Annotated in this window: 11 protein-coding genes; 5 read left to right on the top strand and 6 right to left on the bottom strand. The window is 61.3% G+C overall.

Annotated features, from left to right (window positions below):
* Positions 1 to 85 precede the first annotated feature (85 nt).
* Genes F2S13_RS13100 through pilG form a run of 6 tightly spaced genes read right to left on the bottom strand, consistent with a single transcriptional unit; the run spans position 86 to position 9,577 of the window.
* Positions 86 to 550, bottom strand: a complete 465-nt coding sequence (locus tag F2S13_RS13100) for a chemotaxis protein CheW (RefSeq protein WP_166361373.1) — start codon at positions 548 to 550, stop codon at positions 86 to 88.
* Entirely contained in the window at positions 543 to 6,095 is a 5,553-nt protein-coding gene (locus tag F2S13_RS13095) for a hybrid sensor histidine kinase/response regulator (RefSeq protein WP_166361371.1), read from the bottom strand. Before F2S13_RS13095 ends, F2S13_RS13100 begins: the two co-directional genes overlap by 8 nt.
* Before the next feature lie 44 nt (positions 6,096 to 6,139).
* Positions 6,140 to 8,188, bottom strand: a complete 2,049-nt coding sequence (locus F2S13_RS13090; RefSeq protein ID WP_166361369.1) for a methyl-accepting chemotaxis protein — start codon at positions 8,186 to 8,188, stop codon at positions 6,140 to 6,142.
* Positions 8,189 to 8,204: 16 nt separating this feature from the next.
* Positions 8,205 to 8,744 (bottom strand): chemotaxis protein CheW, encoded by a 540-nt coding sequence (locus tag F2S13_RS13085; protein ID WP_166361367.1) that lies wholly within the window; start codon positions 8,742 to 8,744, stop codon positions 8,205 to 8,207.
* An 11-nt stretch (positions 8,745 to 8,755) separates the two neighbouring features.
* Positions 8,756 to 9,121, bottom strand: coding sequence for a twitching motility response regulator PilH (gene pilH, locus F2S13_RS13080; protein ID WP_166361365.1), 366 nt, complete (start codon positions 9,119 to 9,121; stop codon positions 8,756 to 8,758).
* 45 nt (positions 9,122 to 9,166) lie between these two features.
* The gene (gene pilG / locus F2S13_RS13075) at positions 9,167 to 9,577 is read right to left on the bottom strand and encodes a twitching motility response regulator PilG (protein ID WP_166361363.1); all 411 of its coding nucleotides are present in this window, start codon (positions 9,575 to 9,577) and stop codon (positions 9,167 to 9,169) included.
* Positions 9,578 to 9,897: 320 nt separating this feature from the next.
* Here pilG and gshB point away from each other — a divergent pair, with 320 nt between their 5' ends.
* The 5 genes from gshB (at position 9,898) to pyrR (ending at position 13,504) form a co-directional block, all read left to right on the top strand.
* On the top strand, positions 9,898 to 10,851 hold the full coding sequence (gshB, locus tag F2S13_RS13070; RefSeq protein ID WP_166361361.1) for a glutathione synthase: 954 nt from the start codon (positions 9,898 to 9,900) through the stop codon (positions 10,849 to 10,851).
* Between the two features lie 107 nt (positions 10,852 to 10,958).
* Positions 10,959 to 11,867, top strand: coding sequence for an energy transducer TonB (locus tag F2S13_RS13065; protein WP_166361359.1), 909 nt, complete (start codon positions 10,959 to 10,961; stop codon positions 11,865 to 11,867).
* A gap of 61 nt (positions 11,868 to 11,928) precedes the next feature.
* The gene (locus tag F2S13_RS13060; RefSeq protein ID WP_166361357.1) at positions 11,929 to 12,504 is read left to right on the top strand and encodes a YqgE/AlgH family protein; all 576 of its coding nucleotides are present in this window, start codon (positions 11,929 to 11,931) and stop codon (positions 12,502 to 12,504) included.
* Positions 12,504 to 12,944 carry a Holliday junction resolvase RuvX gene (gene ruvX / locus F2S13_RS13055; RefSeq protein ID WP_166361355.1) on the top strand — a complete coding sequence of 147 codons (441 nt, stop codon included), beginning with the start codon at positions 12,504 to 12,506 and terminating at the stop codon, positions 12,942 to 12,944. The genes F2S13_RS13060 and ruvX overlap by 1 nt, the downstream gene beginning before the upstream one ends.
* 53 nt (positions 12,945 to 12,997) lie before the next feature.
* Positions 12,998 to 13,504: a bifunctional pyr operon transcriptional regulator/uracil phosphoribosyltransferase PyrR gene (gene pyrR / locus F2S13_RS13050; protein WP_166361353.1), complete on the top strand. Its 507-nt coding sequence runs from the start codon at positions 12,998 to 13,000 to the stop codon at positions 13,502 to 13,504.
* The last annotated feature ends 1 nt before the right edge of the window (position 13,505 follow it).

Below are 13,505 nucleotides of genomic sequence, written 5' to 3'. Positions count from 1 at the left end.
CCGGGTCAGACGCTCCAGCGTCGTCGTCCGGGTGCGACGCAGAACATCGCAGGATGCATTCCCACGCAGAGCGTGGGAACGAGCGTCAGGCGAGTCCTGCCTCCATCAGCATCCTCTCAAGCCCATCCAGATCCGGCACCCTTGCCACCTGCTCCCCCACTTGCACGGCCGCACGCTCCAGCGGCAGCAGCGGTACGTCGACATAGTTCAACTGGTTATCGATCTTGCACGAGCGCGGGATACCCTGGACCAACAGAGCAATGAAACGAAGCCGGCTGTCACCCAAGGCATTGAGCACAACGATTCGCGCCCGCTCGCCGATTACCGGCTGCCCGGTGCAGGTTGCCTCGAAACTGATCAGCGGCACCCGCTGCTTGCGCCAGCTGATTTGCCCCAGACTCCAGGCCGGTTCAAAAGGCCCTGCCGTGGCGTGCTGATAGCCGATCAACTCGGCGACGGCCACATTCGGCAGCAGCAGGCAACGGTCGGCGAGTGGCAGCAGCAACCCAGTCACGCTACTACGCGTCGTGCCCGACAAATGATCAAGCATGGCTTCTACTCCATTGAGCAATGCTCTCGAGCAATACCGACTCTTGATAGGGCTTGCCCAGGTAATCATTGACGCCGATGGCCATGGCCCGGTCCCGGTGCTTCTGCCCGGTTCGCGAGGTGATCATGATGATGGGCAAGTCCTTGAGCCGGGCATCGCGCCGTACCTGGGTCGCCACTTCGAAGCCATCCATACGCGGCATTTCGATGTCCAGCAACAGGATGTCGGGGGTGTGTTCCTGCATCAACTCCATGGCATCGACCCCGTCCTTGGCCGTCAGGACGTTCATCCCGTGGCGCTCGAGCAGGCGGCTGGTCACCTTGCGCACCGTCACCGAATCGTCGACGACCAGCACCAGCAACGGCCTTGCCTGCTCGACATCGGCGGTGCGCAGCGACGCCCCCTCAATCCGCGACGAGACCTGGGCCGAATGCCGCGCCTGCAGCACACGGATCTGGGCCAGCAGATCGAGAATCAGGACGACGCGCCCGTCCCCCAGAATGGTGGCACCGGAAAGCCCCTGTACGGCATTGAACTGTGGCCCCAGGCTTTTGACCACGATTTCCCGTGAACCGGCCACCGCATCGACCTGGACCGCGACCTGGTGGTCGTGGGAATGCACCAGCAGCACCGGCAACGGCAAGTTCTGCCCCAACAGTTTGGGCTGGCGGGGGCCTTGCAGCAGCTCGCCGAGATAGCGCAATTCGTAGCTGTGCCCGGCGTACTGATAGCGCGGTGGTTCGAGCTGGTAGTAGCCCTCGAGTTCGGAGGGCAGCACCCGGACAATGCCTTCGATGGTGTTCAGGGGGATCGCGTACTGTTCCTCGCCGCATTGCACCATCAAGGCGCGATTGACCGAGACCGTGAACGGCAGGCGTATCAGGAAGCGTGCTCCTTTGCCCGGGCTCGAATCGATGACCATCGAGCCACCCAGCTGCTTGACCTCCTCGGCCACTACATCCATGCCCACGCCACGGCCGGATATCTGGGTAATCTTCTCGGCTGTGGAGAAGCCCGGTTCAAGAATGAACTGCATCACGTCGTGGTCGCTGATCTCGGCCGCCGGATCCAGCAGCCCTCGCTTGATCGCTTTACGACGGACAGCTTCAAGTGGCACACCGGCGCCGTCATCGCTCATCTCGATAACGATGTCGGCGCCCTCGTGCACCAGGTTCAGGGTAATCAGGCCCTGCTCCGGCTTGCCGGCGGCCAGACGCACCTCGCGAGGTTCCAGGCCATGGTCGACGGCATTGCGCAGCATGTGTTCAAGTGGCGCGACCATGCGCTCCAGAACGCTGCGATCCATCTCGCCCTCGGCATTCCCGACTACGAACTCGACCTGCTTGCCCAACTCGCTGGACACCTGTCGGACAATCCGCTGCAAACGCGGGAGCATGCGCCCGAAGGGCACCATGCGCGTACGCATCAGACCTTCCTGCAATTGCGTATTGACCCGTGCCTGCTGGGCCAGCAAGGTTTGCGCTTCATGGCTGCGTGCAGCCAGGGTCTCCTTCAGATCCAGCAGGTCGGAGGCAGACTCGAACAACGCTCGCGACAACTGCTGCAGCTGCGAATGGCGGTCCATTTCCAGAGGGTCGAACTCTTCATAATCCTGACGCTCGGTATCCACCCTCTGCTGGCTGAGGATCCTGCCCTGGGTCTCGGTGTCGAGCCGGCGCAACTGATCACGCATCCGCTCGATGGTGGTTTCCATCTCGTTCAAGGCGATCTGGGCATCATTGACCTGCTGCTCGATCCGCCCCCGGAAAATCGAAGTCTCGCCCGCCAGGTTACCCAAGTCGTCCAGCAGCTCCGCCGCGACCTTGACCATGTCCGCCGGCGCTCGCTCGGGCACTGGCGCGCTTTCCTGCGCGGCAGTCGCGGGCTCTGCCTCAGGCTGCGTTTCAAGCGACGGGCTGCTGAAGGTGCGAATACATTCAATCAAGGCCGTGGCGGCAATCACCGGCTGATGCAGACGCACGGCATCGAGCATGTGCGCCAACCGGTCGTGGCAATTCTGCAACAGGCTGAACAGTTCGGCGCTGGGTTGCAAATGGCCGGCCGACAGGCTTTCGTAAAGAAATTCCAACTCGTGGGCGAGGTCACCGATGGCGGCAATTTCGACCATGCGTGCGCCACCTTTGAGGGTGTGCAGGTCGCGCAGAAGGTTTTCCACTTCCAGCGTGTTTCGCGGCTCGGCCTGCCAGCGCAGCAACGCGGCCCCCGAACTTTCGACGATATCGAAGCCTTCCTCGAGGAAGATTTCCAGCAGTTCATTGTCAGCCGCTGGCGCATCCTGTTCGCCGGTAGAAGACACCAGGTCCGGCACCGCTGGCCTGGCGTCGGCAGCCAACGGCTGGCCGCTGTTCTGGCGGTACGCCCGGATCGCTTCGATCAACGCGATCGGCTCACTCAGGGGCTGCTGGTTCTGCAGTTGTTCGAGCATCTGGGCCAGCCGGTCATGGCTGTTTTGCAGCAAGCGGGCCAGTTCGCCCGAATGGCTGTAGCGTCGGTCGACAAGCCCCTCGTAGAGAGACTCCAACTCATGGCCAAGATCGCCAACCGGGCCTATTTCAGCCATCCGTGCACCGCCCTTGAGCGTGTGCAAATCGCGTTGCAATGACGACAGCGGCACCGCATTGTCCGGGTCTTGCAGCCAGCGCTGCAGGGCCTGGCCGGCGCTGTCGAGTATATCGACGGCTTCTTCGAGAAAAATTGAAACGATCTCGTCGTCAAGCTCGGGAGTGGACGTACTGCTGCCGGCAATGCGCTGTGTCGCCGTGGACAATTCGGTGATGGTCGTGGTTCGATCGCTGCCGCTCTGAATCAGACCGGTTGCCGAAGGGTGCAAGCCCTCTTCAAGCAGATCGCGCAAGGCATTGACCCGGTCGGGCCGGGCATCGACTTCCTGGCCAGCGGCAAGTTGATCGAGCATGTTGATCAAGGCTTCATGAGCGCTCTCGGCCTCGTGGAAAAAGCGCTCACTGACCGCCAGGCTGCTTTCTTCCACTGCACCGTACAGATCGAGCAATGCCTCACACAGCTCATCAACCTGAACCAGGTCCGCCAGGTGCGCCCCTTCGCCCAGCGTCGTCAACTCATCGAGCAGGGCTGTCAGCTCCTGACGCTCGCCGGGATGCAACTGCCAGCGGCGCAGCAGCGATTCGGCATCGAGCAGAATATCCATGCCCTGGGCGAGAAAACCGGCAATCAATTGCGGATCGCGCTTGAGTCGCAGGTTACTGCTGGGCGCACTCAAAATGGCCTCCAGACGCGAGGCTACCGCTTGCTCGATGCGCTCGATCAGCCTTTGCGCACCTTCAATCGGTTTCAACGGGTCGCTGGAGAGATGGTCAAGCCCTTGACGCAACAAGGGTTCGGCCGCTTGCAGGAGTGAGATGTCTTCCCTTTCCAACGGGATCAGGTGAGCCTTGAATTCTCGCGCAAGCAGATCCAGAGCCGTGGCCAGCGTAGCGATCGGCAGCACCCCGGCCATGTAGGCACTGCCCTTGAGTGTATGCAAGGCGCGTTGCAAAGGATCACTGACCATCAAGGGTAACTGCTCGTGCGTCACGTGCAGATAACGGTCAAGGCTGGCCAGATGGTTGAGCGCCTCATTGCGGAAGATTTCCAGCAATTGCGGATCGATGGCCGCGTCATGAGTGACAGGATCCAGCGGCAGTCGTTCGCCCTTGGCCAACAGGTGTGCGCGAGCCGCCAACAGGTCGACATCGTCGCGCTGACGCTGACGCTGTTCGGCAAACTCGCAGACCAGTGCCGGCAAGAGTTCAAGCACTTCATCGAGCAGGTCGGCAATCTCGGGCACTGGCCGGACACTCTGTTCCAGCACCCGATTGAGGAGGTTTTCCGCAGCCCACGCCAGTTCGCCCAACACCAGCGCATGAACCATGCGGCCACTGCCCTTGAGCGTGTGGAAAGCCCGGCGCAATTCGATCAGTTCCTGCTCTGCGCCCGGGTTGGCGGCCCAACGCGGCAGGTGTTCATGCAACACCTGCAGTACCTCTGCCGTTTCTTCGAGAAAGACTTCGCGCAGCTCATCATCCACCGGTGGCTCATGGGCGGGCGGCGGCAGCAGGCTGCTCGGCACGAATCGGGCGGGCGGATTGAAACCCGAAACCGGGTGAGCCAGCGCGTCGGCCAGCGATTGCACCCCCTGCGAGTTGTCCGATGGCGGCATGTCCGCAAGCACTGGCTCCTCGGTCGGGCCGAGGACTTCGCCGAGTGCCGGCACCTCGAGTTCGACAGGCTCATAGCCAAGGTCGACGAGACTCTGCTCGGCAACATCGAGAACTTGTTCGCCGGAGGACTCGGGGTCATCGCTCAAGCGTTCCAGATAGTATTCGATGCCGGTAATCGCATCGGCCAGGCGTTCGAGCTCGACGCCCTGGGGCTGGCCCTGCTCGGACAGCAGATGAGCCTGAATATAGTCATTGCAGGTTCGCAACAAGCCGGCTGCACGATGGAGGGGAATCATCGCCAGTGCACCGCGAATTTGCGTAAGCAATTCCGGCAGAGGCGCCAGCCGCTGTCGATCCCAATTCGAATCGATATAGTCGACAATCAAGTCCTTTGCCTGCTGCAGGCCGAAGCGCGCCTCCTTGATGACCAACTGGTAGATCAGGGTCATATCCGTAGTCGGCAGGGGGCTCTGCTCCCGACTGGCCTGCTCGTTGGGCCCGATCATGCCGGCCAGCGTCGCCTCGACGTAGAGCAAGGCCCCGGCAACATCCATCAATACCGAGTCACTGGGTTCCCGGTGCCCCTGGGCCAGCCCCTGGACCACGGACAACTGGTCGATGATGACCTTTCGCGGCTGGCCAAAGCCCAGTACCGCCAGGGTATCGGCTATTTGCCGCAGTGGCGGCAGCAGGTTCATCAAGTCGCCCGTGTGCTCCCTGTCACTGCGCACGAACAGGTCCAGGTGCTCCTTGACCCGTACCAGCTCCTCGCACAAGGCCGCCACCACCGAACGCATCGCATCGCGGTCGGGGCCTTCCAGTCGAGTATGCTCATCAGCGACGAGCGCATGTCCGGTCAGTAATTGGGGAGGCCCGCTTTCAGCGGGTTGGCCGGAATCCAGTTCCGAGGGCGTCAGCAACGTCAACCTGAACAGGCTAGCCTGCGAAAGCAGTGCCTCACCCCGGGCGCTGCGCAACTCGTTGATCAAAGGCAGCACTTGCAGCGGCAAGTCACGCCGGGCGCTCTGCACCTGTTCCAGGTAGTCAGGCAGCTGCACCATGGCCTTGAGCAGCCATCTCACCGCCTCGGCCTGTCGGGATACTTTTCCCCCACGCAGTGCCAGGGCGAGCTTTTCCATTTCCTCGGCGAGCAGGGCCGCGCCATAGAACTCGACGATCTGCAAGCTGCCGTGGACCTGATGCAGGCAATCGAGGCAATGCTTGATCCCGTCCGTCTCATGCGCGTCGGCAACAAAGGCTTCCAGCCCCTGGCGGGCCAGTTTCAGCGTTTCGGCAATCTCGCCTTTGACCCACTCCAGGGCGACATAGTCGTGCCGATCAGCCATAACGACTCCAGTAATGATTCATGCCTGCTCCCAGCGCGCGCCGATCAACGCGCCTCCTGAGCCTGCGGCAAGGTGAAGCCCGACACCGAACGGCGCATTTCGCTGGCCATTTGCGCCAGGTTGCCAATGCTTTCCGCCGTTGCCGTGGAAACGGTCGAGGTCTGCGTGGTGATCTGCTGGATCACTGACATGGTATGAGAGATCTGCCCGGCCGACGAGGTTTGCTGCTGTGCGGCATTGGAGATGCGCTGAATCAGCTCGGCCAGGTTTTGCGAAACGCCCTCGATCTCTTCCAGGGCGACACCGGCATCCTGCGCCAACCGCGCACCGCGCACGACCTCGGCTGTGGTCTGTTCCATGGAGATAACCGCTTCATTGGTGTCGGCCTGAATCGCCCGAACCAGGGTTTCGATCTGCCGCGTCGCCGAAGATGAACGCTCTGCCAGACGCTGAACCTCGTCTGCCACCACCGCAAAGCCGCGCCCCGCCTCGCCCGCCATGGACGCCTGAATGGCTGCGTTGAGGGCCAGGATATTGGTCTGGTCGGCAATGTCGTCGATCAGGCTGACGATATCGCCAATCTCCTGAGAAGACTCACCCAGACGCTTGATCCGCTTGGCGGTGTCCTGGATCTGCTCGCGAATGTTATCCATGCCGTGAATGGTGTTATGCACCACTTCATTACCTTTGTTGGCAATGTCGACCGACCGTTCGGCCACCTTGGCCGACTCGTAGGCGTTGGCCGATACCCGATCGATCGACTGGGCCATGTCACTGATGGCCATCGATGCTTCGCTGATTTGCTGCGCCTGATGTTCCGACGCGCGTTCCAGCTGCCTGGCCGTCGCCTGGGTATCTTCGACCGCCGTTGCCACTTCCTCGGCGCTGAGGTTGATCGTCGCCACCAGATCGCGCAGTTGGTCGATGGAGTAATTGATCGAGTCCGCGATAGCGCCGGTGAAATCCTCGGTCACCGAGGCCGTCACCGTCAGGTTGCCGTCGGCAAGCTCGCCGATTTCATCCAGCAGACGCATGATCGCATGCTGGTTGCGCTCGTTCTTCTTGGCCGTCTCGCGTAACTGCCGGTGCGTCTCGCGGACCATCACCAGACCGATCAGGATGATCGAAGCCAGTGCAACCAGGCCCAGAACATAACCGCCGATAGTATCCAGCGAGCGCCCGCTGGCGAGATTCTCGAAGCTGTTGGCCAGGTGCGAGGCTTCATCGAGCAAGGTCTGCGAGAGGCCGAAAATGTTGCCGGCCGATTCGCGAACCTGGAACAGCTCCGGCGAGGTCTCGAGGATTTCATCCACGGAGCCGGAAACGAACTGGAACAGCTCCGCAATTTCTGCCAGGCGCGCCCGGGCGTCACGGTCCTGGACCTGGGTAACCTGGATCGCCGCATTGCCCCCAAGCATGCCATCAAGTACCTGACCGAAGCGGGCAGCATCGCGACCGAAGGCATCGGCAGCCTGGACAGCTGTTTCGTCACCGGCCAATACCGTGTTGACCGATCCCAGAATGCGTTCGGCCAACAACGACTGGCGCTGCGCAACCGCCACTTGTGCCGCCGGGGCTCCCCGCTGCAGCAGGATTTCGACGACTTTTTCATATTCGACTTGTAACTGCGGCACGGTTTCGGCCAGCGTTGCCGCGACTTGATGCAGCGACAGGACGGTCTGCTCGCTGGCCAGAATCACATCGGTGTTTTTGCGCAGGCCCTCCCAGTCACGCTGGACCGCGCGCATCTCCTCGCGGACAGCACTGGGTGCGGGTGGCAATCCGGTGTCGTGGTCACCTTTTTTCAGGTAGCCCCAGCGTTGTTCGAAATCATTGCGGGCATCGCTCAGCAGCTTGAATGCCTGGGCCTTGCCTGCCGCCGCTTCCGTGGCGTTTTTGGCAATGCGCTGCGACAACACCCGCAGCTCGCCGGCATGGCCGATGTACTGCTTGTCGTGGTTGGATTGAGTATTGAGGTAGGCAAAATTGGCGAACAGCAGAATGATCGAAATAATCAGGGCGACGAACAGCCCTGCGATCTGTGCGCTACTGCGCGAGCCCTGCGCCGTTGTGCCGGTCTTTGCCTTGGTCATTACCTTGTCTCGCGACTTAAAGTGCCACATCGAGGAACCCCGGCGCTTGCGCCAGGGCAAACAAACTGAACACCTCCCAGATCTGATCCCGCTGAAAATGCCCTTGAATGAATGGTGCCAGGTTTGCCTGCACTGCCACCGGTAGCGAGAGATCCAGGCTGTGCAGGGGAAAATGCTGCAAGCCAAGCACTTCATCGACCATCAGGCCGGCGAAGATCTCTGCATGATCGACCACCAGCACCCGCCGTTGCTTGCGCAACGCTGATAATTCAAAACCAAGGAAGCCGCACAGGTCCATGACCGGCAGCAGCCTCCCACGCAGGTTGGCCACGCCCATCACCCAGGGTTTGACCCCTGGAATCGAGCTCATGCGGGGCTCATGCAGCACTTCGGCGACTTCCCCCATGGGCGCCACGTACCAGTGCTCGGCAATACGAAAGCCGATTCCGCTCCAGGTTTCCAGGCGCGACTCCTGCGAAGGCAGGTCCGCCGCCAGCAACCGACAGCGCCGGTCGATGTCCAGCAGCAGCTCGAAGGCCGTCTGCGTCGGTGCCATCACTTGCGCCGTCAGCCTGCCAACACTGCGTTCAGGGTCTTGACCAGGGTCTCTTCATCGACCGGCTTGGTCAGGTAGTCCCTGGCGCCCTGGCGCGTGCCCCAGACCTTGTCGGTTTCCTGGTCCTTGGTGGTGATGATGATCACCGGAATCGCGCTGGTTTCCGGATCCTTGGTCAACTGGCGAGTGGCCTGAAAACCATTGAGGCCGGGCATGACGATATCCATCAGCACCGCATCGGGCTTTTCCTGCCTGGCCAGTGCCACACCATCGGCACCGTTCTCGGCCTTGAGGACCTGATGCCCGTGTTTCTCGAGCATTGCAGTCAGTTTGTACATTTCAGTCGGCGAATCATCGACGATCAGAACTCGAGCCATGCTGTACCCCATACGGAAAAGACGTCGCGAACCGGTCGCTGGACGTCATGGTGCGTTTTGTTCTTCTGCGACGAAACCCGGCACATGCGCCTTGATCGCGCCCAGCAGTTCTTCCTTGCTGAATGGCTTGGTCAAAAACTGATCAGAGCCGACAATCCTGCCCTTGGCCTTGTCGAACAACCCATCCCGGGACGACAGCATGATCACCGGCGTCGTCTTGAATGCACTGTTGTTCTTGATCAGGGCGCAGGTCTGATAGCCATCGAGCCGCGGCATCATGATGTCGACAAAAATGATTCCAGGATGATTATCGGCAATCTTGGCCAACGCATCGAAACCGTCAATGGCCGTGATGACTTCACACCCGACGTTTTTCAACAGCATCTGGGCGGTACGGCGAATAGTCTTGGAGTCGTCGATCACCATCACCTTCAAGGCTGTGGAATGCTGTTCCATGATTGGTCTACCATCGCCTGCAGGAGCGGGGCTTGCCCGCTGGAGGCCGGGGTCGCGTTCGACCAGCGGGGATGATCCCGAAGGCCAGGTCTGTGGATGCTATGAATGTGCACGCGCAGAGCGCTTGCCGACCTTTTTAGCACACTCTCCCTGTGCATTCCATCGACCCGGAATCAACGCTGGCAAAGCATCCGGCGACCTATGGCGTACTTGCGGTTTTTCCTTGACCGCAAGCCACCCGGGCGCCACCCTGACGCCAATTTATTCAAGCCACTTTTTGTTCACGCCACGGTGGCCTTGCCGACGAGAGGAATTACCCCATGAGCGTTCGCCTCGGGATTGTCATGGACCCCATTGCGCGCATCTCCTATAAAAAGGACAGCTCGCTGGCCATGTTGCTCGCCGCCCAGGAGCGCGGCTGGTCGTTGTTCTACATGGAAATGCAGGACCTCTATCAAAGCGCCGGCCAGGCGCGTGCACGGATGCGACCTTTGAAAGTGTTCGCCGACCCGGAGCACTGGTTCGAACTGGAAGCCGAAAGCGATGCCGCCCTGGGCGACCTGGACGTGATCCTGATGCGCAAGGACCCGCCCTTCGATCTGGAATTCGTCTACGCCACCTACCTGCTCGAACAGGCAGAGGCCGCGGGCACCCTGGTGGTCAATCGGCCCCAGAGCCTGCGCGACTGCAATGAAAAGCTCTTTGCCACCCTGTTCCCGCAATGCACGCCACCGACCGTGGTCAGCCGTCGCGCGGACATCCTGCGCGAGTTCGCTGCGCAACAGGGCGACGTGATCCTCAAGCCGCTGGATGGTATGGGCGGTGCTTCGATCTTCCGTCATCGCCCAGGCGACCCGAACCTTTCGGTGATTCTCGAAACCCTGACCGCCCATGGCACCCAGCAGATCATGGCACAGGGCTACCTGCCCGCGATCAAGGACGGCGACAAGCGTATCCTGATGATCGATGGCGAGCCGGTGCCTTACTGCCTGGCCCGTATTCCGGCGGCCGGCGAAACCCGTGGCAACCTGGCAGCCGGTGGCCGGGGCGAAGCACGTCCACTGACTGACCGCGACCGCTGGATCGCCGAACAGGTCGGCCCGACCTTGCGCGAAAAAGGCCTGCTGTTCGTCGGCCTGGACGTGATCGGTGAGCATTTGACCGAAATCAACGTCACCAGCCCGACCTGCATCCGCGAGATCGACAATGCCTTCGGCACCCGGATCGGCGTGCAGTTGATGGATGCCATTGATCGCAAGCTCAAGGCTCGTTGACGCCCGACACAGGGAAAGACCGCACAGTGCGCTATGATGCACACCCTTTTTGACTGGGACGTGCGCACCGCCGGTCTTTCCCTGGCTGCATGGCTGCTGGATATTCAATGACACTACCTGCCGACCTTCCTGCCGAACTCTCCCACGCTGGCGTGCGCCCGGCGGATCGGCTCGGTTTTACCCTGTTCCTCGCCGCATTGCTGCACCTGGCACTGCTGCTGGGCGTGAGCTTCACGTTCGAAACGCCCAAGGAAATCAGCAAGACCCTGGAAATCACCCTGGCGACTTTCAAGAGCGAAGTCGCACCGAAGAAAGCGGACTTTCTGGCCCAGGAAAACCAGCAGGGCAGCGGCACCCTCGAGAAGAAAGCCCTGCCCAAAACCACCGAAGTCGCCCCCTTCCAGGACAACCAGATCAACAAGGTGACACCACCGCCAGCGGCCAAGCCGGAACCCGAGGTGCAACCGCAGACGCCCAAAACTGCCGTCGTCACCAAGGCGCCCAAGCCCCAGAAAGTTGAAACCAAGCGCCAGCAGGACGTCAAACCGGTCGAAAAGCCCAAGACCGTGACCCCGGACTTCGACAGTTCGCAGCTCTCCAGCGAGATCGCCAGCCTTGAGGCCGAGCTGTCCAATGAACAACAGCAATACGCCAAGCGCCCGCGCATCCACCGCCTGAGTGCGGCCTCGACCATGCGCGACAAGGGCGCCTGGTACAAGGACGAATGGCGCAAGAAAGTCGAACGCATCGGCAACCTCAACTACCCCGACGAAGCGCGCCGGCAACAGATCTACGGCAGCCTGCGCCTGATGGTTTCGATCAACAGCGATGGTTCGTTGTATGAAGTGCTGGTGCTGGAGTCTTCCGGGCAGCCACTGCTGGACCAGGCCGCCCAGCGTATCGTGCGGCTGGCAGCACCGTTCGCGCCCTTCACGGGCGACCTGTCGGATGTCGACCGCCTGGAAATCATTCGGACATGGCGCTTTGCGCGCGGGGATCGGCTTTCCAGCAATTAAGGCGTGCAATGTTCCATTTCCTCGCTTGCCAGCCTGCCAACCCACCGCCACACTAATAGTCATGAAAAACGTCAGCCCGAGTTACCTCAAGCATCAATTCCTGATTGCCATGCCGCACATGGCCGATCCGCACTTTGCGCAAACCTTGACCTACATCGTCGAGCACACTGCCAATGGCGCGATGGGGCTGGTGGTCAACCGCCCGCAGGAACTGAACCTGGCGGATATCCTTGAGCAACTGCGGCCCGACATCGAGCCTCCCGCGCGCTGCCAGGACGTGCCGATCTATATCGGCGGTCCGGTGCAGACCGACCGCGGCTTCGTCCTGCACCCCAGCGGCCCCGAGTACCAATACCAGGCCACTGTCGATCTGGGTGGTCTGTCGCTGTCGACCTCTCAAGATGTGCTGTTCGCCATTGCCGATGGCGTCGGCCCCCCGCAAAGCCTGATTACCCTCGGCTACGCCGGCTGGGAAGCCGGGCAACTGGAAGCGGAGCTTGCCGATAATGCCTGGCTCAATTGCCCGTTCGACCCCGAGATCATCTTCAGCCTCGCCAGCGAGCAGCGCCTGGAAGCGGCTGCTGCCCAACTGGGCATCAATCTGAGCCTGCTCACCAGCCAGGCGGGTCACGCCTGATGGTAGCATTGCGTTTACTGCTGGGCTTCGATTACGGCACCAAACAGATTGGCGTGGCAGTTGGCCAGGTCATTACCGGCCAGGCCCGCGAGCTGTGTACGCTCAAGGCCCAGAACGGCGTTCCGGACTGGAACCAGGTCGAGGCGCTGATCAAGGAATGGAAGCCCGACGCCATCGTGGTCGGCCTGCCCCTGAACATGGACGGTACGCCCAGCGAGATGAGCGCCCGGGCAGAAAAATTCGCCAGACGCCTCAACGGCCGATACAACATCCCCGTGCATACCCATGACGAGCGCCTGACCACCTTTGAAGCCAAGGGCGAGCGCATGGCTCGTGGCGGTCAGCGCGGCAGTTTCCGCGACAACCCTGTCGATGCCATCGCCGCGGCACTGCTGCTGCAAGGCTGGCTGGAAGCCAATGCGGGGCAGTTCGATTCCTGACATACGATTTCAAGCCGGGCGTGATTGCGCACCCGGCCTCTCGAGGAGCAAGCATGAGCCTACCCAATCCCGCTGACCTGATCAGTCAGATGGCCACTGACCTCAACGCCTATCTGGCTCGTCGCACTATCACCGAACCGCGCTACATCGGCATCCGGACCGGCGGTGTGTGGGTTGCCCAGGCCCTGCTTGAAGCACTTGGCAACGATTCGCCACTGGGTACGCTGGATGTCTCGTTCTACCGCGATGACTTCAGCCAGAACGGCTTGCACCCTCAGGTGCGCCCTTCGGAGTTGCCCTTCGAAATCGAAGGCCAGCACCTGGTGCTGGTCGACGACGTGCTGATGAGCGGTCGCACCATCCGCGCTGCCCTCAATGAATTGTTCGATTACGGGCGCCCGGCCAGTGTCACCCTGGTCAGCCTGCTGGACCTGGATGCCGCCGAGCTGCCAATCAGGCCGAATGTGGTGGGCGCCACGCTGTCCCTTGCCCCGAACCAGCGGGTAAAATTGTCCGGCCCCGCGCCGTTCCAACTTGAAATTCAAGATCTCGCCCTTTAAG

Source organism: Pseudomonas akapageensis (assembly GCF_011355085.1).
GTDB lineage: Bacteria > Pseudomonadota > Gammaproteobacteria > Pseudomonadales > Pseudomonadaceae > Aquipseudomonas > Aquipseudomonas akapageensis.
The sequence above is the reverse complement of the archived record's forward strand: the minus strand, read 5'-3'. Positions and strand labels throughout refer to the sequence as shown.